The organism is Rubrivirga litoralis (assembly GCF_031846415.1).
Classification (GTDB): domain Bacteria; phylum Bacteroidota; class Rhodothermia; order Rhodothermales; family Rubricoccaceae; genus Rubrivirga; species Rubrivirga litoralis.
On the sequence record NZ_JAVRHT010000014.1, the window covers coordinates 1 to 19,931 of the forward strand.

20 protein-coding genes and 3 pseudogenes are annotated in these 19,931 nt (G+C 71.4%); 14 read left to right on the forward strand and 9 right to left on the reverse strand.

Features of this window, described 5'->3' with window-relative positions:
• Nucleotides 1-157: 157 nt before the first annotated feature.
• Complete coding sequence (locus RM540_RS16490) at nucleotides 158-295, reverse strand: hypothetical protein (RefSeq protein ID WP_311662895.1); 138 nt, start codon at nucleotides 293-295, stop codon at nucleotides 158-160.
• Nucleotides 296-340: 45 nt separating this feature from the next.
• Nucleotides 341-490, reverse strand: coding sequence for a hypothetical protein (locus tag RM540_RS07290; protein WP_311662896.1), 150 nt, complete (start codon nucleotides 488-490; stop codon nucleotides 341-343).
• A gap of 15 nt (nucleotides 491-505) precedes the next feature.
• Here RM540_RS07290 and RM540_RS07295 point away from each other — a divergent pair.
• The 12 genes and pseudogenes from RM540_RS07295 to RM540_RS07350 form a co-directional block, all read left to right on the forward strand.
• Nucleotides 506-1,387 (forward strand): annotated as a pseudogene (locus tag RM540_RS07295) (transposase); the annotation flags it as partial.
• Nucleotides 1,388-1,730: 343 nt separating this feature from the next.
• Entirely contained in the window at nucleotides 1,731-2,924 is a 1,194-nt protein-coding gene (locus RM540_RS07300) for a hypothetical protein (RefSeq protein WP_311662897.1), read from the forward strand.
• A 13-nt stretch (nucleotides 2,925-2,937) separates the two neighbouring features.
• On the forward strand, nucleotides 2,938-5,214 hold the full coding sequence (locus RM540_RS07305) for a molybdopterin oxidoreductase family protein (RefSeq protein ID WP_311662898.1): 2,277 nt from the start codon (nucleotides 2,938-2,940) through the stop codon (nucleotides 5,212-5,214).
• A gap of 29 nt (nucleotides 5,215-5,243) precedes the next feature.
• On the forward strand, nucleotides 5,244-5,942 hold the full coding sequence (locus RM540_RS07310; protein WP_311662899.1) for a 4Fe-4S dicluster domain-containing protein: 699 nt from the start codon (nucleotides 5,244-5,246) through the stop codon (nucleotides 5,940-5,942).
• Nucleotides 5,939-6,547: a Rieske (2Fe-2S) protein gene (locus tag RM540_RS07315; protein WP_311662900.1), complete on the forward strand. Its 609-nt coding sequence runs from the start codon at nucleotides 5,939-5,941 to the stop codon at nucleotides 6,545-6,547. The genes RM540_RS07310 and RM540_RS07315 overlap by 4 nt, the downstream gene beginning before the upstream one ends.
• On the forward strand, nucleotides 6,544-6,819 hold the full coding sequence (locus RM540_RS07320; protein ID WP_311662901.1) for a DUF6755 family protein: 276 nt from the start codon (nucleotides 6,544-6,546) through the stop codon (nucleotides 6,817-6,819). Before RM540_RS07315 ends, RM540_RS07320 begins: the two co-directional genes overlap by 4 nt.
• Complete coding sequence (locus RM540_RS07325; RefSeq protein WP_311662902.1) at nucleotides 6,816-8,030, forward strand: MFS transporter; 1,215 nt, start codon at nucleotides 6,816-6,818, stop codon at nucleotides 8,028-8,030. Before RM540_RS07320 ends, RM540_RS07325 begins: the two co-directional genes overlap by 4 nt.
• Nucleotides 8,027-9,205, forward strand: coding sequence for a molybdopterin molybdotransferase MoeA (locus RM540_RS07330; RefSeq protein WP_311662903.1), 1,179 nt, complete (start codon nucleotides 8,027-8,029; stop codon nucleotides 9,203-9,205). Before RM540_RS07325 ends, RM540_RS07330 begins: the two co-directional genes overlap by 4 nt.
• A gap of 2 nt (nucleotides 9,206-9,207) precedes the next feature.
• Nucleotides 9,208-10,158: a GTP 3',8-cyclase MoaA gene (moaA, locus tag RM540_RS07335; RefSeq protein WP_311662904.1), complete on the forward strand. Its 951-nt coding sequence runs from the start codon at nucleotides 9,208-9,210 to the stop codon at nucleotides 10,156-10,158.
• 4 nt (nucleotides 10,159-10,162) lie between these two features.
• Nucleotides 10,163-11,272 carry a molybdopterin-guanine dinucleotide biosynthesis protein B gene (mobB, locus tag RM540_RS07340; protein ID WP_311662905.1) on the forward strand — a complete coding sequence of 370 codons (1,110 nt, stop codon included), beginning with the start codon at nucleotides 10,163-10,165 and terminating at the stop codon, nucleotides 11,270-11,272.
• Nucleotides 11,273-11,283: 11 nt separating this feature from the next.
• Nucleotides 11,284-11,523 carry a MoaD/ThiS family protein gene (locus RM540_RS07345; protein WP_311662906.1) on the forward strand — a complete coding sequence of 80 codons (240 nt, stop codon included), beginning with the start codon at nucleotides 11,284-11,286 and terminating at the stop codon, nucleotides 11,521-11,523.
• A gap of 10 nt (nucleotides 11,524-11,533) precedes the next feature.
• Nucleotides 11,534-11,992 carry a molybdenum cofactor biosynthesis protein MoaE gene (locus tag RM540_RS07350; protein WP_349256303.1) on the forward strand — a complete coding sequence of 153 codons (459 nt, stop codon included), beginning with the start codon at nucleotides 11,534-11,536 and terminating at the stop codon, nucleotides 11,990-11,992.
• On the opposite strand, the gene RM540_RS07355 is transcribed toward RM540_RS07350, so the two are convergent.
• On the reverse strand, nucleotides 11,989-12,723 hold the full coding sequence (locus tag RM540_RS07355) for a sulfite exporter TauE/SafE family protein (protein ID WP_311662908.1): 735 nt from the start codon (nucleotides 12,721-12,723) through the stop codon (nucleotides 11,989-11,991). The genes RM540_RS07350 and RM540_RS07355 overlap by 4 nt on opposite strands.
• Before the next feature lie 62 nt (nucleotides 12,724-12,785).
• Between RM540_RS07355 and RM540_RS07360 the strand changes: the two genes are divergently transcribed.
• On the forward strand, nucleotides 12,786-13,430 hold the full coding sequence (locus RM540_RS07360; RefSeq protein ID WP_311662909.1) for a helix-turn-helix transcriptional regulator: 645 nt from the start codon (nucleotides 12,786-12,788) through the stop codon (nucleotides 13,428-13,430).
• Between the two features lie 38 nt (nucleotides 13,431-13,468).
• Here RM540_RS07360 and RM540_RS07365 read toward each other — a convergent pair whose 3' ends face one another.
• From RM540_RS07365 to tnpA, 5 genes and pseudogenes are all read right to left on the reverse strand, one after another.
• Nucleotides 13,469-13,993, reverse strand: a complete 525-nt coding sequence (locus RM540_RS07365; protein ID WP_311662910.1) for a hypothetical protein — start codon at nucleotides 13,991-13,993, stop codon at nucleotides 13,469-13,471.
• Nucleotides 13,994-14,041: 48 nt separating this feature from the next.
• Nucleotides 14,042-14,587: a hypothetical protein gene (locus tag RM540_RS07370; RefSeq protein ID WP_311662911.1), complete on the reverse strand. Its 546-nt coding sequence runs from the start codon at nucleotides 14,585-14,587 to the stop codon at nucleotides 14,042-14,044.
• A gap of 38 nt (nucleotides 14,588-14,625) precedes the next feature.
• Entirely contained in the window at nucleotides 14,626-15,813 is a 1,188-nt protein-coding gene (locus RM540_RS07375; RefSeq protein WP_311662912.1) for an IS256 family transposase, read from the reverse strand.
• A 185-nt stretch (nucleotides 15,814-15,998) separates the two neighbouring features.
• On the reverse strand, nucleotides 15,999-16,538 hold the full coding sequence (locus RM540_RS07380; RefSeq protein WP_311662913.1) for a DUF488 domain-containing protein: 540 nt from the start codon (nucleotides 16,536-16,538) through the stop codon (nucleotides 15,999-16,001).
• Between the two features lie 135 nt (nucleotides 16,539-16,673).
• A pseudogene (tnpA, locus tag RM540_RS07385) lies at nucleotides 16,674-17,098 on the reverse strand (IS200/IS605 family transposase).
• Between the two features lie 178 nt (nucleotides 17,099-17,276).
• On the opposite strand from tnpA, the pseudogene RM540_RS07390 reads away from it, so the two are divergent.
• A pseudogene (locus RM540_RS07390) lies at nucleotides 17,277-18,412 on the forward strand (IS630 family transposase).
• A gap of 185 nt (nucleotides 18,413-18,597) precedes the next feature.
• On the opposite strand, the gene RM540_RS07395 reads toward RM540_RS07390, so the two are convergent.
• On the reverse strand, nucleotides 18,598-19,857 hold the full coding sequence (locus RM540_RS07395) for an ABC transporter permease (RefSeq protein WP_311662914.1): 1,260 nt from the start codon (nucleotides 19,855-19,857) through the stop codon (nucleotides 18,598-18,600).
• Nucleotides 19,858-19,931 lie beyond the last annotated feature (74 nt).

The following is a 19,931-nucleotide window of genomic DNA, read 5'->3' on the forward strand; positions in this document are numbered from 1 at the left end:
CCGTCGCGAGGTACGTTCGCTTTACTGCGACCCGTTCCGCCATCGCGCCGACGGGCGGCTGGGGAAAAGCGAAGTACACCCGCCGCCCGTCGTCCAGCCTGCCGACACCGTCGACGCTGGGCACGAACGGCGGCGTCCCGGCCGAGTAGTGCGTGCCCTACGCCTGTACGCGCACGAGCGAGCTTAGCGTCGCCGCCCGCACCGAGACGAGAACCTCGCCCGATTGAGCGACCGGCTCCTCGAAGGTGCGGTACTGGGGGGGACGTTCGAACGATTCGACAACAGCTGCGTTCATGGTGGGGGTAAGGGGAAGTGCGAGACGGGGTGTTTAGACGGGCTCCTACACAGGCCACGTTTGCTGCGTCCACGCCTGATCCCAGAACGTCCACTCGTAGCGGGCGCTGGCGACGAAGACCATCACGGCTCGGTCGCGCTCGGCTGGGCTGGCGGCGTCGGCGAAGCGCTGGAGCCGCTCCAGGAGGTGCCGCATGTAGTCGTTGAAGCCGGGGTCCGCGTCCGGTGGCGCGAGAGCGGCGAGATACCCCCGACCGCCCTCTTTGTCGGCTCGCCGTACGACCCCGACGCTCGCTACGCGAAGAAGCGGACGACGCGCTGGACGGGCTACAAGGTCCACCTGACCGAGACCTGCGACGACGAGCGGCCCAACCTCATCACGGCCGTGGCCACCACGGCGGCCTCGGCCTCCGACGACTCCGTGACGTCCTCGATCCACGCGTCGCTCGAAGAGCGTGACCTCCTCCCCGCGATGCACATCGCCGACACCGGCTTCGTAAACGCCCCGCTCCTGGTCGAGGCCAGGGAGCGCTACGGCATCGACCTCATCGGTCCGACCCGTGGAGACAACCAGTGGCAGCTCAAGGAGGGAGCGGGCTTCGCCGCTCGCGACTTCGACTGGGACCGCGAGCAGGCCACGTGCCCGGAGGGGAAGACCAGCTCGAACTGGACGCCGGCCGTCGACCGCCGGAAGAACGAGGTCGTCAAGATCAAGTTCGCCGCGGCCGACTGCGGCGTCTGCCCCAGTCCGGTTCGGTGTACGCGGTCGTTGCCACCGCGCCGGACGGTGACCGTCCGGCACCGCGCCGAGCACGAGGCGCTCCAGGCGGGTCGCCAGAGAGAGCGGACGGCCGAGTTCGCCGCCGAATACGCCCGCCGGGCCGGCGTGGAAGGGACGATCGCGCAGGGGACGCGGTCGCACGGGCTCCGGCGGTCGCGGTACGTCGGGCTGGCGAAGACGCACCTCCAGCACCTGATGACGGTGACGGCGATGAACGTGGTGCGGCGGCTGCGGTGGCTGGCCGGCGAGGTGAAGGCGGAGACGCGGCCGTCAGCGTTTGCGCAGCTCTGCTTGGCGCCGAGCACGGCCTAAAGCGTCGAAACCGGATTCGCCACCAGTCTCAAAGTGCGGAAGAAACGAGCCGGGGTCACTCCACTTGGGGCTACGTGACAGGCCTCCCGGGTCATGCGACATCGGGGTCACCGGGGTCCACCCCAGGGCCTCCTCGACAACCCCCGCCGGCATTTCCGAGATCTCCGCCGCCCTTTGGAGGCGGAGCCCCAGCGCCATCAGAGCCGCCCCCTCCTCCCCAAGACTCGCGACGGTCGACCAGCCTCTTTAGCCGACCCCGTAGCTCAATAAAAGGTGTTTGCCTTCTTTAACGGCTTATACTGCGCCCCCCACACCCGCCCCTCCTAAGGCGCCCGCCCCACCTATGGCTCTCGCTCGACGCCCGGTCTCTCCCGACACCCTCCGCGCGACGGGGTGGGCGCTCGGCGTGACGGCGGTGCTCGCCGTCCTCATCGTGGTCGGCTCCCGGAACCTGGAGCACTTCGACGCCGCGCTCGTCGGGTACACGTTCGCCGTCCTCTTCGCCACCTTCGGGCTGACGTACCGCTACGCGATGTGGCTCCGGCGCCCGCCGACGGGCGCCTACTGGCGGCGCGGGTGGCAGGCCTTTTTCCGGCCGAACCGCTTGGGGCGCAACCTGGGCGTGGGGGCGAAGCGCGTAGGGTCGGAGGTGCTCGCCAACCGGTTCATCTTCAAGCGCGGCACGCTCCGGGGCGTGACGCACCTGCTCATCATGTGGGGCTGCTTGATCGCGGTCGCGATCACGTTCCCGCTCGTGTTCGGGTGGCTCTACTTCCGGCCGGTCCCCGGCGACCTCGCGCTCTACGAGGCCGTCGTGTTCGGCTTCCCGGCGTTCCGATTCCCGCACGGTTCGATCGTCGGCTTCTTCCTGTTCCACGGGCTCGTGTGGTCGTCGTTTCTGGTCATCGCCGGCGTGATGCTGGCAATGCGGCGGCGGATGCGCGAGGAAGGCGCGGCCGCGGTCCAGCGCTACGCCGAGGACTTTATGCCGCTGGTCCTGCTGTTCGCGGTCAGCGTGACGGGCCTGATGCTGACGGCCAGCTACACCTGGATGAGCGGGTACGCGTACGGCTTTATCGCCATCCTGCACGCCATCACGGTCATCGGGACCTTCCTGTGGCTTCCGTTCGGGAAGTTCTTCCACGTGTTCCAGCGACCGGCCCAGCTCGGCGTCGGGTTCTACAAGGACGCCGGGCGGGGTGGCGAGCCGGCCCACTGCCGCCGGTGCGGGCACGCCTTCTCGTCGCGGATGCACGTTGAGGACCTTATCGAGGTCGAGCGCCAGCTTGGCTACCGCTACGAGATCGCCCCCTCGGGTGACGGCGCGGCCGGCGCCGAGGTCGATCACTATCAGTGGATCTGCCCGCCGTGCCGCCGCGCCTCGTTCGTGACCGCCCAGGCGCTCGCCTGGCAGGGCCGGCGGGGCGGCGAGACGCTGCCGCGGACGGCCGGCCCGCTCCCGATGCCGGTCTACGCCAACCCCGGCCCGGGCGAGGGGCCGCTGGGTCCCGAGGACGCCGCCAACTTCCACCCCTAGAGGCCGACCCACCATGCCCACGACCCCCACGCCCAGCCTCGACCTCGACGCCATCCGCGAGTTCGGCCCGTACCTCCAGTACGCTCGCGACATGCGCGTCGACACCGGCGTTGAGCCCGACCGCTACGTCAAGACGCACTGCTGCTTCTGCGGCCAGCAGTGCGGGATGCAGCTCAAGGTCAAGGACGACACGGTCGTCGGAGTCGAGCCGTGGTACGACTTCCCGTTCAACAAGGGCATGATGTGCCCGAAGGGGATCAAGCGCTACCTCCAGCAGAGCCACCCCGACCGGCTCCTCCACGCCTACAAGCGGGACGCGAGCGCGCCGAGCGGGTTCTCCGCGATGGCCTACGAGGAAGCCATCGGGCGCGTGGCCGCCGAGATCGACCGGATCCAGGCCGAGCACGGTAAGGACGCCTTTAGCATCCTGTCCGGCGCGAGCCTGACGACGGAGAAGACGTACCTCATGGGCAAGTTCGCCCACATGGCGCTCAAGACGTCGAACATCGACTACAACGGCCGGCTCTGCATGGTGAGCGCGGCGGCCGGCAACAAGAAGTCGTTCGGGGTCGACCGCGCGGCGAACCCGTGGAGCGACATCCTAGGCGCCGACGTCGTCTGGATCAGCGGGGCGAACGTAGCCGAGTGCGCGCCGATCACGACGAATTACGTCTGGCAGGCCCGCGAGCACGGGGCGAAGGTGATCGTGGCCGACCCGCGCATCACGCCCATCGCACGGACGTGCGACCTGTTCCTGCCCGTCAAGCCGGGCCGCGACACGGCGCTCTTCAACGGGGTCTTGCACCTCATGATCGAGAACGACTGGATCGACCACGAGTTTGTCGAGCAGCACACGGTCGGGTTCGACGCCGTCGCCGAGGAGGTCCACGCCTGGACGCCGCAGCGGACGGCCGAGGTCACGGGCGTCGCCGAAAAGTCGATCCGCCAGGCGGCCGAGTGGTGGGGGCAGGCGTCGACGAGCTTCCTCATGCACGCCCGCGGCATCGAGCACCACAGCCGCGGCGTCCAGAACGTGATGAGCGCGATCAACATCGTGCTTGCCTCGGGGCGCATCGGGCGCGAGCACTGCGGCTACGGGACGATCACGGGCCAGGCCAACGGGCAGGGCGGGCGCGAGCACGGCCAGAAGTGCGACCAGCTCCCCGGCGGGCGCGACCTGGGCAACCCCGAGCACCGCGAGTACGTGGCGGGCGTCTGGGGCATCGAGCCCGACGAGCTCCCCCAGCCCGGCGTCGACGCGTACGAGATCATCCGGAAGATCCACCGAGGCGAGATCAAGGGGCTCCTGTCGGTCTGCTTCAACCCGGTCGTCTCGCTTCCCGACAACAACTACGTCCGCGAGGCGCTGGAGAAGCTGGACTTCTACGTCGCCATCGACTTTTTCCTCAACGAGACGGCCCGCTACGCCGACGTCGTGCTGCCGGGCTCGCTCCAGGAGGAGGATGAGGGGACGGTGACTCAACTCGAGGGCCGCGTCATCAAGATCAACCCGGCCGTCCAGCCACCCGGTGACGCCCGCCAGGACTGGCGGATCATTCAGGACATCGCCAAGGCGCTCGGCCGCGAGAGGGGTCTCACGTTCGCAAACCCGCGCGAGATGTTCGAGGAGCTGCGCGTGGCGTCGAAGGGCTACACCAACGATTACTCCGGGATCACCTGGGAGCGCGTCGAGGACAACTACGGCGTGTTCTGGCCGTGCCCGTCCGAGACGCCCGAGGGCGTGCCCGAGCCCGGCCCGCAGGGGACGGTCCGCCTGTTCGAACCGGACTCGTGGAACCCGATCGCCCAGGGGGCCGGCCCGTTCTACTTCCCCGACGGGAAGGCCCGGTTCAACGTGACCGAGTACGTCGGCCCGACCGAGGACGTCGACGACGAGTACCCCGTGATCCTGACGACGGGCCGCGTGGTGAGCCAGTTCTTGTCGGGCACTCAGACGCGGCGGATCGGCCCGCTCATTGACCACTACCCCGAGCCCCGCATCGAGATGCACCCGCACCTCGCGGCCCAGCTCGGCATCGCCGACGGCGACTGGGCGACGGCCGAGAGCCGCCGCGGCAACTGCACGCTCCGCGCCCAGGTCGTCAAGACGATCCGGCCCGACACCGTCTTCATCCCGTACCACTGGGCGGGGCGGAAGAGCGCGAACCAGCTCACGATCTCGGCCCAGGACCCGATCTCCAAGATCCCCGAGTACAAGGTGTGCGCCGTCCGCGTGACGCGGGCCGAGGCCCCGCCCGAGTACGAGGAGAAGCTCCAGCCGCAGCAGTAACGCCGCCCCGCCCGTAGCCCCGCCGACCCGTGCCCGTCCCCGAGACCCTGGAGTTCTTTATCGACCCCGCCCGCTGCATCGGGTGCCAGGCGTGCGTCCAGGCGTGCGCCGAGTGCGACACCCACAAGGGCCAGTCGATGATCCAGCTCGACTTCGTCGACCGCGCTCGCTCGACCCAAACGGCGCCCGTGGTCTGCATGCACTGCGACTCGCCGACGTGCGCCGAGGTCTGCCCCGCCGACGCCATCAAGCGGACCGAGGACGGCGTGGTCCACTCGGCGCGCAAGCCGCGGTGCATCGCGTGCAACAACTGCGTGCTGGCCTGCCCCTTCGGCGTGCCCAAGATGGACACCGAGGCGCAGCTCATGATGAAGTGCAACATGTGCTACGACCGGACCTCGGTCGGCCTCAAGCCCATGTGCGCCTCGGTCTGCCCCAGCCAGGCGCTCGCCTTCGGGACGCGCGAGGAGATGGCCCGGCTCCGCCCGAACGCCCGCCCCGTCAACACCTTCCAGTTCGGCGCCCAGACGATCACGACGAAGGTGAACCTGATGGTCCCCGCCGACGGCATCGACTGGGTCGACGTGGCCGCCGCCATGCACGAGCCGACGGTCAGCCACGACCTGCTCGACGACGTGTTCGGCGGCGACATGTACCTCGACCTGCTCGCCGACGACAGCCCACCCCGCCCGAGCGCCCCCCTCTCCGACCGCCCCGCCCAGGCATGACTCCCCACGCCCCCCAGACGCCGCTCGACCCGGAGCGCCGGACGAAAGCGCCCGACGGCCGGCCGCTCGACGCCCAGCCCAAGTGGCGCCGCGACTTCCCCATCGACTGGCCGCAGGACGAGTACGTCGGCCGCCGCGACCTCGTCAAGTTCATCGTGCTGACGAGCGTGGCGTTCGTCGTCGGCCAGGGCTACATCGTGGCCAAGAGCATCGGCCGGAGGCGCGTGCCGCGCGTGGGCGGGGTGGCCGTCGCGCGCGTCGACGAGCTGGCGGTCGGCGAGGGCAAGACGTTCCGCTACCCCGAGGGCAGCACGCCGCGCCTCTTGGTGCGGACGGGCGCGGCCTCGTTCGTGGCCTACGACCAGGCCTGCACGCACCTCATGTGCCCGGTCGTTCCGGCCGCCAAGGGCGAGGGCCACGGCGCCGTCGCGGTCTCGCCGGACGGCGGCGGGCTCGCGCTCCACTGCCCGTGCCACAACGGGTGGTTCGACCTCGAGAGCGGCCGCCCGACGGCCGGGCCGCCCCGGCGCCCGCTCCCGCGCGTCACCGTCGAGGTGCGCGGCGGGACCGTCTACGCGACCGGCGTCGAGGGGGGAGCAGCATGAGCACCCCCACCCCGCCCCCCGAACACACCGCGTCCGGCCGGACGACGGCCCAGGGCGCCCGGTTCTCGCGCGCCCAGCGGATGACGATCGTCAACGGCATCCTCGCCATCGTGGTCCTCATCGTGATCCTCCAGCTCTGGCTGCTCACGGCGTCGATGAACGCCATGCTGGGCGGCGACCACGGCGTCGCCGTGCCGGCCGCCCTCGCCAGCCTCGTCTGCCTCGGCCTCAACGCTGGCCTCCTGTGGTACCTCTACCGCCTCGACGGATGACGCCCGACGCTTCCCCCGCTCCACTCGCCGAGGACGACCGCCAGCCAGGCGCCACGCTCGCCCTCGCGCTGGCGACGCTCGCGCTGGCAGTCAACTTCTGGGCCTGGAACCTGCTCGGGCCGCTCGCGCCGACCTACCGCGAGCTCTTGTCGCTCACACCGTTCCAGGTCTCGCTGCTGGTCGCCGTCCCGGCGCTGATCGGGTCGCTGGCGCGCATCCCTATCGGCGCGCTCACCGACCGCCTGGGCGGGCGCGTGATGTTCACGGCCGTGACGGCGCTCACCATCCTGCCGGTCGTGTTCCTGTCGGTGGCGGACGCCTACTCGTCGCTCCTGGTGGGTGGGTTGTTCCTCGGGCTCGGCGGCGCCTCGTTCGCTGTCGGCATCCCGTTCGTGAACGCGTGGACGCCGCCCGCGCGGCGTGGACTGGCGCTCGGCATCTACGGCGCGGGCAACGTGGGCACGGCCGTTTCGGGCTTTCTCTCGCCCTCGATTGCGGAGAGCATGGGCCGGCCCGCCGCGTTCTGGGTCGTCGCCGTGGCGCTGGCGGCGACGGCCGCCGTGTTCTTCCTCCTCGGCCGCGACGCGCCGGGACGGACGCCCTCGGCGGGGTCTATGACCGCGCGCTTCGTCGAAGCGTTCAAGCTTCCCGTCGCCCGCGACCTCGCGTTCCTCTACGCCGTCACGTTCGGCGGCTTCGTCGCCTTCGGCGCCTACCTCCCCACCTTCCTCGTCGATGCCTACGGGTTGGAGGTGGCAGACGCGGCCTTGCGCGCGGCCGGGTTCATCGTGCTCGCCACCGTGACGCGGCCCATCGGCGGGGCGCTGTCGGACCGGTTCGGCGGCGTGCCGGTGCTGCTCGTCTCACTCATCACGATCGGCCTGGGCGCCGTCGTGACAGCGTTCGAGCCCGGCATCGTGACGGCGACGGTCGGATTCCTGGCGATCGCGGCGGCGCTCGGCGCTGGCAACGGGGCCGTGTTCGCGCTCGTCGGACGGCGCTCGCCGCCGAGTCAGGTCGGGAGCATCACCGGGCTCGTCGGCGCGGCCGGCGGGCTGGGCGGCTTCCTCCCGCCGATCATCATGGGACTCGTGTTCCAGGCGACGGGTTCGTACGCCATCGGCCTCATGCTCCTATCGGACGTGGCCTTCGCCGGCGCCATCTACGCCGCGTGGCGGCTCCGCGAGGTTCGCTTGTCGGACGCGTCATGATCACAGTTGCCGAAGCGGACGCCCTCTTGTCCGAGCACGTTCGCGCGCTGCCCGCCATCGCCGTACCGCTGGCGGAGGCGGCGGGCCGCGTACTCCGTGAGGCCGTCGTAGCCGACCGCGACGTGCCTCCATTCGACCGCGTCACGATGGACGGCGTCGCCCTGGCGTCGGCGGACCTGGACCGGCGGCGCTTCCGCGTCGCGAGCACCCAGGCGGCGGGCGAGCCGCCCCACACGCTGTCCGAGGCCGGCGACTGCGTCGAGATTATGACGGGCGCGGCCCTCGCCGAGGGCGCCGACACCGTCGTCCGCTACGAGGACCTAGTCTTGGAAGACGGCTGGGCCTCGCTCCGAGAGGGCGTCGCCGTCACGCCGGGCCAGAACATCCACGGGCGGGGCGACGACCGCCGCGCGGGCGAGCCCGTGCTCGGGCCGGGCGTCCGAATCGGACCGGGCCACGTCACAGCCCTCGCGTCGCTCGGCGCGGCGACGGTCAGGGTGTCGGCCGTGCCGCGCGTCGCCGTCGTCACGACGGGCGACGAGGTCGTCGCCGTGGCCGAGACGCCCCTCCCCCACCAGATCCGCCAGTCGAACGGGCCGGCGCTCCGGGCCGCGCTCGCGCTCCACGGCGTCCCCGACGTCGCGCTTGCCCACGCGCCCGACGACGAGGCGCGGCTCCGCACCGTCTTCGAGGGGGCGCTCCGCACGTCGGACATGCTCGTGCTCACCGGCGGCGTCTCGGCCGGCCGGTTCGACTTGGTGCCCGGCGTGCTGGCGTCGCTCGGCGTGCGCGAGGTGTTCCACAAGGTCCGCCAGAAGCCCGGCAAACCGCTGTGGTTCGGCGTCGCCGAGGACGGGACGCCCGTGTTCGGGCTCCCGGGCAACCCGGTCTCGGCGCTCGTCGGGCTGGTGCGCTACGTGGTCCCGTTCCTGGACGCCGCCGCCGGCCGCCCCGCCCCGCCCCGCCCGCGGCTCCGGCTGACTGCGTTGCCGCGGCGAAAGAACGACTTTACGCACTTCGTGCCCGTCCGCCGCGACGGGCTCGACGCCCACCCCGCCCCATCGAACGGGTCCGGCGACGTCCTCTCGCTCGTCGCCAGCGATGGAATCGCCGAGGTGGCGGCCGGCGTACAGGAGCCGGGTTCCGTCCCCTTCATTCCATGGAGCCCCCTCTAAGCATGGAGCTGCTCCCCGTCCTCACCGATCCCCACGGCCGCCGCATCCGGAAGCTCCGCGTGCAGCTGACCGACGTGTGCAACTTCCGGTGCACGTACTGCATGCCGCTGTCAGTGCGGTTCCAGCCCAGCGCCACGCTCGTGCCGCCCGACGAGCTCGTGGCGATGGTCGCCGGGCTCGTCGGCGAGGGCGTCACCCAGGTCCGGCTCACGGGCGGGGAGCCGTTCTCGCGGCGCGAGTTTCAGGAGATCGCCGAGGGCGTCGGCGCGCTGCCGCTCCAGAAGTACGGCCTGACGACGAACGGGCACCGCTTGGCCGAACACCTCCCGCTTCTAGACGCCGTCGGTTGCCGCCACGTCAACGTGAGCCTCGACAGCCTGCGCGCCGAGCGGTTCGAGGCCATCACCCGAACGCCGTTCTTCGACCGCGTCGTCGGCGCGCTGTTGGAGGCGAAAGCGGCGGGCTTCCCCGTCAAGGTCAACTGCGTCCTGATCCGCGGCGCCAACGACGACGAGGTCGAGGACTTCCTCGCGTTCTCGGCCCGGCACGGCATTCCCGTCCGCTTTCTCGAATACATGAAGATCGGGCCGCAGCGGGGGGAGCACGACCGCCTGTTCGTCTCGGCCGGCGAGATCATCGACCGGCTCCGCCAGCGGCACGCGCTCGTCCCCGTCGGCGCCGAGCCCGACGCGACGGCGTTCTCGTTTCGCACCGACGACGGCGCCGAGGTCGGCTTTATCGCGTCGGAGAGCCGCCCGTTCTGCGCGACGTGCTCCCGGCTCCGCCTCACGGCCCGGGGCCACCTCCGGGCGTGCCTCATGTCCGAGGACGGGCGCGACCTCCGGGGCGTCCCGCCCGAGCACTACGCCGCCGTCCTGACCGACGTGATGGCGATGAAGCCGACGGGCCGGATTGAAGAGATCGCCCAACCCATGCACGAGATCGGCGGGTGACAACATGAGACACGGCCAGCGTCCCCGCTTCACCTTCCACCCCTTCGAAGTCGCCCTGTGCGGCTACTCGGGGTCGGGCAAGACGACGCTCGCGTGCCGGCTTTTGGAGCGCTGGCGTGACCGCTACCGCGTCGGGTTCGTGAAGCACGACGTGCACCGGTTCGCCATCGACACGCCGGGCAAGGACACCCGCCGGGCGACTGAGGCCGGTGCGGCGGGCGTGATGATCAACGACCCGCACCACTTCGCCCGAATCAGCACGCTCCCGTACTCGGCCGTCGAGCGGGCATCGGCCTTCATCGATGCCGACTTCGTGGTCGCCGAGGGCTTCAAGCGGTCCGACCTCCCTAAGCTGCTCGTCCTCGACGCCGACGGCCGCGCCGAACGCGAGCACCGCGACGGCGTTTTTTCGAACGTGCTCGCCGTCGTCGGGCCGGACAGCGCGCCCCCCGGCCTCGGCGTCCCCTTCCTCCACCGCGACGACGTGGACGGCGTCGCGGACCTCGTCGAAGGGCACGTTCGCGGGCGGGCTGAGTCGCCGCTCTACGGGCTCGTCCTGGTCGGCGGCCAGAGCCGGCGAATGGGCCGCCCGAAGTGGGCCATCGAGTACCAGGGCGAGCCGCAGGCCGCGCGCACGGCCCGGCTCCTGGGCGACGTGTGCGAGCGCGTTTTCCTGTCGGTCCGGCCCGGTCAGACAACCGAAGCGTTGGGCCTCCCCACGCTCCCCGACCAGTTCCCGTCGTGGGGGCCGGCCGCCGGGATCCTAACGGCCATGGAGGCCGAGCCCGGGGCGGCGTGGCTCGTAGCCGCGTGCGACCTCCCGTTCCTCGACGCGCCCACGCTGGCGGCGCTCGCCACCGGGCGCGACCGGCTCCGCATCGCCACGGCCTACCGGAGCGCGCACGACGGGCTCCCCGAGCCGCTCTGCACCGTATGGGAGCCCCGCGCCCGCCAGCGGCTCTTGCAGGCGGCCTCCATCGGGATAGCCTGCCCGCGCCGCGTCTTGCGCGAGTCCCGCCCCTGCCTCCTCGACCTGGACGACTCGCGCGCACTCGACAACGCCAACACGCCAGCCGATTTCGAGGCCGCCCGCTCCGCCCTGACTGACCCATGAAGAACTGACCCATGAAGAAACGCATCGACCTCCTCCACTTCGCCGCCTTCAGCCAGGCCCGCGGGTGCTCCGACGAGACCGTGACGACGGGGGCGGCCACGCCGCGCGACCTCTACGCCGAGTTGGGGCTGGAGACGACCCACCCGCTGGTCGCGCTCCGCGTCGCCGTGAACGACCGGATCACGACGTGGGACCTCCCGCTCAGCGACGGGGACCACGTCGTCTTTCTGGCCCCGTCGTCGGGGGGCTGACGTGTTTGAGATCGCCACCGAACCCATCGACCCCGCCGAGCTTCGCCGAGCCCTCGCGGCCGACGCCGCGGGCGCGTTCGTCGCCTTCGAGGGCTGGGTCCGCGACCACAACGGCGGTCGGGCCGTGACCGCGCTCGAGTACGAGGCCTACACCGTGCTGGCGGTCTCGGAGGGCGAGAACGTCTTGGCCGAGGCTGCCGAGCGGTTTGACGTCGAGGCCGTCCGCGCCGTCCACCGCACGGGGCGGCTCGCCATCGGCGAGCTCGCCGTCTGGGTCGGCGTCTCGGCCGCGCACCGCGGGCCGGCCTTCGAGGCGTGTCGCTACGTGATCGACGAGGTCAAAGCGCGCGTCCCCATCTGGAAGCGTGAACACTACGCCGACGGCGCCGCCGGCTGGGTGGACGGCCTGACGGGCGCTCCCGGACCGACGTCGCCCGCACCGGACGAGAGCGAGGGGCCGCCCCGCTAGCTCAGGATCATCTTCAGCCCTGCCACGACGAGCACGATGGCCAGCGTGCGGCGCACGACGCGCGCCGGGAGCCGACGGCTTCCCAGCCACGCTCCGATGGCGCCTCCGACGACGGCGGCGACGGCTAACACCGGAAGAAACGTCGGCAGCGTCGCGCCCTGCGTCGCCTGCCCGAGCAGGCCCGCGAGCGAGTTGACCAGGATGAACGCCGCCGCGATGCCCGACGCCGTCCGCACGTCCGCCCACCGGGCGAGCACCAGGAGCGGGCTCAGGAAGATGCCGCCGCCCACGCCGACCAGACCGGAGAGCAGGCCGATCGCCGCGCCGCACCCCAGCGCGACGGGCACCGGGAGCGGGCGCGTGTCTCCCGCCGGCGGCGACGGGCGCGCGAGACGGAACGCCGAGTAGAGCAAGACCGCGCCGACGACCGGCCGGTACAGCCCCGGCGGCAGCTCGACGGTCCCGCCGACGAACGCGGCGGGGACCGAGAGCAGCGCGAACGGCCACAGGCGGCCCCATGAGAACCGCCCGGCTCGAACGAAGGCGACCGTTCCGATGCCGGCTACCAACACGTTGAGCGCGAGCGCCGACGGGCGCATGGCCTCGGGCGCCACGCCGACGAGCGCCATCGCCGCGAGGTACCCCGACGCCCCACCGTGTCCGACGGAGGCGTAGAGCGTCGCGGCCACGAACACGAGCCCGACCAGCACCAGGAACGCGGTGGGCTCCATCAGAAGCGTCGGGGGGCGGCCGTTTCGGAGTCTAGGACTCCGAACCTGTACCTTCCCGCGATATGCCCGTCCCCCACTTCCCCGCCGGCACGAAAGGCGAGCTGCTGCTCCTGATGAAGCGTCGCGGCGAGGTCTCGCTCGACGACGCCCAGGCGGCCACGGGCTTGACGCGGCCCACGCTCCGCCAGCACCTCGGTGGGCTGGAGCGCGACGGGCTCGTCGTCCGGTCGACGCAGCGCCAGCCGCGCGGACGCCCGTCGCTGCGCTACGCGCTCGACCCCAGCGCCGAGACGCTGTTCCCCTCGCGCGACGGGCTCCTCTTGGGCCGCCTGCTCGACTACCTCCTGGACCGCGGCGAAGACGACATGGTGCGCGACTTTTTCGAGCGCTACTGGGACGAGCGGCTCCGCGACGTCCAGGCCCGCCTCCGTCAGGTTCCCGCGGGCGACGATGCCGGCCGGCTGGCGGCGCTCGGCGATGTCCTGCGCGAGCAGGGGTTCATGCCCGAGATCCGCCGGAACGGGAGCGTCACGATCCGCGAGTGCAACTGCCCGTTCCCCGAGGCCGTCAAGCGGACGCGGCTGCCGTGCCGGCTCGAGGCCGCCTTCTACGAGCGGCTCTTTGACGACCCCATCGAGCGTGTGACGTATATCCCGGACGGGTTCGCCGCCTGTACGTACGAGTTCGCCGAGCCGCCTGAGGCGTAGCGCTTCGAGATCTGCGTGCGAGAAAATGAGGGCGCGCATCAGGACCGGGGGCGAGGGAGGTCCAAGCTAGCAGCGCCTCGGCCACCGCCCGCGCCACCGAGCGCGGCCATTCCGGCCGCGACCAGGACGGGTCCGGCGGCGCACCCCGCCACGGCCCAGACTACCCACGCCCCGCCCCACGCCGACGGCCACAGCGGCGTCAGCAACACCAAGGACGCCAGCAGCACGCCGACGGCGGCCGCCAGCGCCCAGCGTCCACGCGTGGCCTCAGCTCCCCACACCGCGCGGGCGGCGGCAACGAGCCCAAGCGTCACGAAGCCGAGCAGCATGAGGTGGAGGCAGACGATCCGGAACGCCGGCACCGCGGCCCACCCCGCCCCCACTCCGACGGCCACGACGAGCTGGCCGAGCGCTTTCAGCACGAGGAGTCCGAGCGCGACGCGCCACAGTCCCCGCACGCGCGGCGCCAGCGCGAGCGCCGCCACGACGAGTCCGGCGCCCACAAGCGCGCCGCCGACGCGGGCGAGCGCGCCGAATAGCGGCGGCACGAGGGACGCGGGCATCCCGAGCGCGAACGTGAACGGGACGCGCGCCGCCGCCGCGGCCGCGCCCTATCCCAGAGCGTTCCGCCCCGCCCTGCCGACCGTGCCCCCGGCTTCAGCGGCGGCGAGTCCCAGCACGCCGAACACGAACCACCCCTCCGAGAAGGCATCGAGGAAGAGGTGCGTCAGCGCCGTCTTGAGCGCCGCCCCGCCCACGCCGGTCGCCTGGAGCACCGGGAGCCCCCACGCGCCGAGCGTGGCCAGGACGAGGAAGAACACCGCGAGGTCGAACAGCCGCAGGACTGGCGACGGCGGCGCACCCCGACGGGCGGGGCGGTAGAACGCGACGAACACGTACCACGCGAGCACGTTGAGCTCCGCTGCCATGACTCCGAGCGGGAGCCGGGAGCCGCCGACTTCGGCCGGAGCGTACCCGAACAGCAGGAAGGCCGGGTACGCCAGGAGCGCCAGCGCGAACGTAGCAGCGCCGACGGGACCGGCGCGCGGCGTCACCCGCCCATCCAGGCGGGCAGCCGCCGGACGACGAGCGCGAACAGCGCCGGCGTGGCCCACCCGAAGTACATGCAGGTGCGAGTGCGCGTGGCGGACGTTCATCGGGTCGAGGCCGAACGTGTCGCCCGTCGCCGCCGCGGTCAAGTAGCGAATCTTGTGGGTTCGTGAAAAAGGGCGTGCAGTGGGTCCATGTCGAGATACTTGCGCTCGGCCCAGTCCTCGGAGACCCGTAGGAGCACCGCCGTCGCCAGCGTCTCAGCGCTCTGCTCGTTCGGGAAGACGCCGACGACCCGCGTCCGGCGCTTGACCTCCCGGAAGACGCGTTCCAAGCCGTTCGTCGTGCGGATGAGCCGGTGGTGCGACGACGGGAACGCCGTGTAGGTCAGGGCCTCGTCGAGCCCGCGGCTCAGCGACGCGACCGCCTTGGGGTAGAGCTCGCCGTAGCGCTCGGCGAAGCTGGCCGCCAGCGACTCAGCCGTCTCCCGGCGCGCGGCTTTGAAGACGACTTTGAGGTCTGCCGCGACCGCTTCCGCCTCGGCCTGGGGCACGTGGGCGAGGACGTTGCGCTCGAAGTGGACCACGCACCGTTGCCACGCCGCGCCCGGCAGTTCCACCTTCACGGCCGACTTGATCGACTCGTGGTCGTCGGAGGTCACGAGCTTGACGCCGCGCAGTCCGCGCTCGACGAGGCCCTGGAGCATCCCCCGCCACGTCTCGGTCCGCTCGCCGGCCGCCGCCTCAACGGCGAGCACCTCCCGGTAGCCCTGGTCGTTGACGCCGACGGCCACCAGCAGCGCGACGTCACGGACGGCGCCGGCCCAGCGCGCTTTGAGGTAGGTCGCGTCGAGGTAGACGTACGGGTACGAGCGCTCGCGGTCGAGCTGGCGGCCCCGCCACTCCGAGAACACCTCGCCGAAGCGGGCGACGATCCTACTGACCGCGTCCTTCGAGATCCGTGTGCCGGAGAGCTTCCCGGTGATCTGCTCGACCTTTCGCGTCGAGACGCCCTGGAGGTACATCTCCAGCACGGCCTCCTCCAGCGAGCCCGTCATCCGCCGGTACCGCTCGAACACCTCCGTCAGGAACGGCATCTCGCGGGCTCGGGGCACGCGGATCTGCTCGATGTGCCCGGCGGTCGTGGTGAGCGCGCGGCCGTAGTGGCCGTTGCGCTCGCCGCGCCGGCGCTCGGTCCGCTCGCGGTGCTTGGCCTGGAGTTGGGCCGTCATCTCCTCCTCCATGACTTGTTCGAGCACACCCTTGATGGCGTCGCGGACGCGGTCTTCGAGGGAGGCGGTGGCCTCGTTGGTCCGGTCGTCGGGGGTCATCATCGGTTGGGATGGCTGAACCCACAAGATTCGCTACGCTACCGCCGCCGCCAGACGGAACAGGACACCCGTCGAGCCCGCCAACACGGCGAGGGCGACGTGCCACGCCCACCGCAGCGTCTTGCTGGCGACCGTTGGCGGCGGGGGGGCGAGGCCAACGGACTGGACACGAGGCGCGGACGACTGAATCATCCGGCGTCCTCCGGCGGGTACGTCAGCGCGCCATCGCAGACGCGGGCAAAGCTGGTCAGCGCGTGCGGCGAGACGCGGCCCGGGGCCATCACGTCGAGGACCTCCCAGCCCCGCACCAGGAGCGCATCGGCGACCAGACGGCGGTGGCAGCGCCAGGGGACGGCCTCGGAGCACATCATGGCCGTGCGGCGCTCCAGGGCGGCGGCCTCCAGTTCGGCCAGCCCTTTCTCAAACGCGTCCTCCGCCATGTAGTCGGCGTAGGCGCCGAACGAGGCGACGCGCCAGCCCGTGTTGGGCGAGCCTTCGGTCGGTTTGCCTCGCCGGCCGCCCAGGGCGGGGACGTGCACGTACGCGATCCCACGTCCGTCCAGCGCCTCGCGCAGCGCGTCCCCGCCGAAGTGCGGCTGGCGGCGCGAGCCGGGAAAGCGGCGGACGTCGGCGATCCGCTCGATGCCGGCGCCTTCGAGGAGGTCGAGGAAGTCCTCCAGGTCGCGGTTCGAGTGGCCGACGGTCCAAATGCGTTGGTCGGATGTCATGCCGAGAGAGAAACAGCGGAGAGGCCGGGACGCATGGCGACTGAACCACTATGGGCTGAAAGCCCATAGGTTGGATTCCGGCTGAAAGCCGGGGCCTCGGCTGAAGCCGACGGGAAGATGCACGCTGGAAGCGCGTCACTCCAGAATGAAATTCTCCGTCCCGTTCGGACCCTCGCTGTGCCGGTGATGCTCCAGGTACTCGTCGACCATCGCGTCCGTCCGGTGCTCCACGCCCCGTAGCCGATCCCCCAGAACCCGCCGCCGTACCGGCGCCGCACGCTCGGGTACTCCCGGACCAGCTTCCGAGCGCTCCGCCCCTTGACCTTGCGGACGAGGTCGCTGACCGAGAGCTTGGCCGGGTACGAGAGGTGGAGGTGGACGTGGTCGGCGCTCACGACGCCCTTGAGGACCCGCACGTCGAGCGCGTCGCACGACTGGCGGATGAGGTCCCGGCACCGCTCCTGGACCTCACCGCGGAGGAGCTTGCGGCGGTACTCCGTGATGAACACGACGTGGACCTGGAGGGCGTAGACGCTGTGGCTGCCGCGGCGCTGCTGCATGACCCCAAGCTAGCCGTGCGTGCTGAAAGCCTCGCGCTGAAGCGCGCAGCTTCTACTGGCGTGCTGGGACACTGATGCGTAGCCCCTGGCGACCGCCCTTCCTAACACGCGGGGGCCGCTCGACTAGTAGGGCGTCAAGTCTGATGGGTTATGTTGGACGCTCGCTTCCCGTACGCTCATGTCCGCCCGCTACACCGTCCGCCTCTCCGACGACGACCGCGAGGCCCTCCGCCTCTTCGTTAGCCGTGGCACCGCCCCGGCCCGCGCCATCGCTCGCGCCCGCGTGCTCCTCAAGACCGATGCCGACGGCCCCGCCTGGGACGACGCCCGCGTCGCCGAGGCCCTCGACCTCTGCGCCGCCACCGTGCAGCGCGTCCGCAAGCGGTTCGTCACCGGGGGGCTCGACGCCGCCGTCGAGCGCAAGCGGCCCGACCGCGTCTACGCCCGCGCCCTCGGCGGGCGCGGCGAGGCGGAGTTGACCCGGCTGGCGTGCTCGACGCCCCCGGAGGGCCGGGCGCGGTGGACGCTGCGGCTGCTCGCCGACCGGATGGCCGCGCTCGGTCACGAGGTCAGCCACGAGACCGTCCGCCAGACGCTCAAAAAAACGCGCTCCGACCTCATCTCCACGAGCAGTGGGTGATCCCGCCGGAGCAGGACGCGGCGTTCGTGGCGCGGATGGAGGCCGTGCTCGATCTTTACGAGGAGCCCTACGACCTCGACCGGCCCGTGGTCTGCTTCGACGAGAAGCCGTACCAGATGCTCGGCCATGTCCGCGAGCCCGTGCCGCCGGGACCGGGCCGCGTCCGGCGGACCGACTACGAGTACGAGCGGTGCGGCACCGCCAACCTGTTCGTGTTCTACGAGCCGCTACGGGCCTATCGCCACGTCGAGGTCCGCGAGCGGCGGCGGGCCGTCGAGTTCGCCGACATGATGCGGCTGCTCGTCGACGAACTCTACCCCGAGGCCCCGGTCGTCCGCGTCGTGCTCGACAACCTCTCGACGCATACGGCGGCGAGCCTGTACAGGCGGTTCGCCCCGGCCGAGGCGCGGCGGATCGCGCGGCGGATCGCGCGGCGGATCGAGTTCACGTACACGCCGCCGCACGGGTCATGGCTGAACATGGTCGAGATCGAGAACGCGGCGGTCGGCGCGCAATGCCTGTCGCGGCGGATCGCGAGCATCGAGGCGCTGGCGAGCGAGACCTCGGCGTGGGCGTCGAGCCGGAACGCGGCGGGCGTCGGGACGGACTGGCAGTTCACGACGGCTGAGGCGCGGATCAAGCTGAAGCGGCTCTACCCGACCGATGAGACTTGACGTTCTACTAGACGGATCTCCTAGCTCTACGAGAACCCTGCCGGCTCACGGCCACCGACCTCCCGAAACCTCCTACAACCGGCGTTTTTGACACGGAGCGAAGATCCACCTCCCTCACCTTCAGCGGGACAACGTGATGGGGATTGGCTTGTGTGCAATAACGGTACAACAAGCCCCACCCCGCCCTACCCCCCAAACCGGATCACCTGGATCGGCTCGACCCGCGACGCCGCCCGCGCCGGCACGTACGCCGCCAGCGTGCACAGCGCGACGGCCGCCGCGACCGTCAGCGCCACGTCCAGCAGGCGGACCTCGACCGGCGCCACGCTGAGGTAGTACGCGTCCTCCGGTAGCTCGATGAGCTCGAACCGCGTCTGGACCCATGCGAACCCGAGCGCGACGGCCGCCCCACCCGCCGCCCCGATCACGCCGACGAGGAACCCGAACAGCACGAACATCCGCCGCACCGCCGCCCGGCTCGCCCCCATCGCCAGGACGGTCCCGATCTCCTGCGCCTTCTCGAGCACCACCATGAGCAGCGCCCCAACGATGTTGAAGGCGGCCACGACGACCAGGATCGAGATCACGAGCGGGACGATGCTCTGCTGGAGCTCGACCCAGGCGAAGAGCCCGCGGTAGACGTCCTCGATGGGCCGCGCGTAGACCGGCGGACCGACCTCCTCGGTCACGGCGTCGGCGACGGCCCGGGCCTCTGTCCGGTCGGCGAGCGTGAGGTCGATGCGCGTCGCGTCGGCCGCGCCGAATCGGAACAGCTCGCGGGCGGCGCCCAGCGAGACGAAGGCGTAGCTGTCGTCGAAGTCGCCGAGCCCGGTCTCGTAGACGCCCGCCACGTGGAACTGCTTGACGTAGGGCCGCGAGGCGAGCGCGCCGCCGCCCAGCCCGCGCGTCGAGAACGCTGTCACGCGCTGACCCGGTTCGAGCCCCAGCCGCTCCGCGAGGCGCTGGCCCACGACGAGCCCGGGCAGGCCCTGGGCGTCGGGCGCGAACGAGAACGCCCCGGCTTCGATGTTGCCCGCCACGAACGGCTGCGCGTCCGCCTCGGTCCCCCACGCGAGCACGCCGTCGACCTGGCTCGCCCCGCCCTCGCCGCTCGCGCGCAGCAGCGCGAAGTCGACGACGGCCGGCGTGGCGCGCTCGACGCCCGGGAGCGCCGCAAGGCGGTCCACGAGCGGGGCGGCGTCTTCGAGCGGCGTCCCGAGAAAGCTCTCGACCTGGACCTCCTGCCCGAACCCGACGATCTTGGCCTCGATCTCGCGGCTGAACCCGCGCACGATCATGACGGCCAGGAGCAGCGCGCCCGTCCCCACCGCCACCCCGCCCACGGCGGCGAGCACCACGAACCGCAGGAACCCGCGCCGGGCGTCGCGGCCCTGGGCGCCGCGGAGGTAGCGGAGGGCGAGCGTGCGTTCGAACGGTCCAATCATGGGCGGACCCGATGGGCGGGGCGGGGTGAGCGGGCGGCGGCGCCCCGGGCGGGGTGGAAGATCGCGGAAGAGCG

Coding starts and splice junctions, on each gene's coding strand:
- RM540_RS16490 (WP_311662895.1), bottom strand. CDS start 295: ATGAACGCAGCTGTTGTCGAATCGTTCGAACGTCCCCCCCAGTACCGC.
- RM540_RS07290 (WP_311662896.1), bottom strand. CDS start 490: ATGCGGCACCTCCTGGAGCGGCTCCAGCGCTTCGCCGACGCCGCCAGC.
- RM540_RS07300 (WP_311662897.1), top strand. CDS start 1,731: ATGGCTCTCGCTCGACGCCCGGTCTCTCCCGACACCCTCCGCGCGACG.
- RM540_RS07305 (WP_311662898.1), top strand. CDS start 2,938: ATGCCCACGACCCCCACGCCCAGCCTCGACCTCGACGCCATCCGCGAG.
- RM540_RS07315 (WP_311662900.1), top strand. CDS start 5,939: ATGACTCCCCACGCCCCCCAGACGCCGCTCGACCCGGAGCGCCGGACG.
- RM540_RS07320 (WP_311662901.1), top strand. CDS start 6,544: ATGAGCACCCCCACCCCGCCCCCCGAACACACCGCGTCCGGCCGGACG.
- RM540_RS07325 (WP_311662902.1), top strand. CDS start 6,816: ATGACGCCCGACGCTTCCCCCGCTCCACTCGCCGAGGACGACCGCCAG.
- RM540_RS07330 (WP_311662903.1), top strand. CDS start 8,027: ATGATCACAGTTGCCGAAGCGGACGCCCTCTTGTCCGAGCACGTTCGC.
- moaA (WP_311662904.1), top strand. CDS start 9,208: ATGGAGCTGCTCCCCGTCCTCACCGATCCCCACGGCCGCCGCATCCGG.
- mobB (WP_311662905.1), top strand. CDS start 10,163: ATGAGACACGGCCAGCGTCCCCGCTTCACCTTCCACCCCTTCGAAGTC.
- RM540_RS07345 (WP_311662906.1), top strand. CDS start 11,284: ATGAAGAAACGCATCGACCTCCTCCACTTCGCCGCCTTCAGCCAGGCC.
- RM540_RS07355 (WP_311662908.1), bottom strand. CDS start 12,723: ATGGAGCCCACCGCGTTCCTGGTGCTGGTCGGGCTCGTGTTCGTGGCC.
- RM540_RS07360 (WP_311662909.1), top strand. CDS start 12,786: ATGCCCGTCCCCCACTTCCCCGCCGGCACGAAAGGCGAGCTGCTGCTC.
- RM540_RS07365 (WP_311662910.1), bottom strand. CDS start 13,993: ATGCCCGCGTCCCTCGTGCCGCCGCTATTCGGCGCGCTCGCCCGCGTC.
- RM540_RS07370 (WP_311662911.1), bottom strand. CDS start 14,587: ATGAACGTCCGCCACGCGCACTCGCACCTGCATGTACTTCGGGTGGGC.
- RM540_RS07375 (WP_311662912.1), bottom strand. CDS start 15,813: ATGATGACCCCCGACGACCGGACCAACGAGGCCACCGCCTCCCTCGAA.
- RM540_RS07380 (WP_311662913.1), bottom strand. CDS start 16,538: ATGACATCCGACCAACGCATTTGGACCGTCGGCCACTCGAACCGCGAC.
- RM540_RS07395 (WP_311662914.1), bottom strand. CDS start 19,857: ATGATTGGACCGTTCGAACGCACGCTCGCCCTCCGCTACCTCCGCGGC.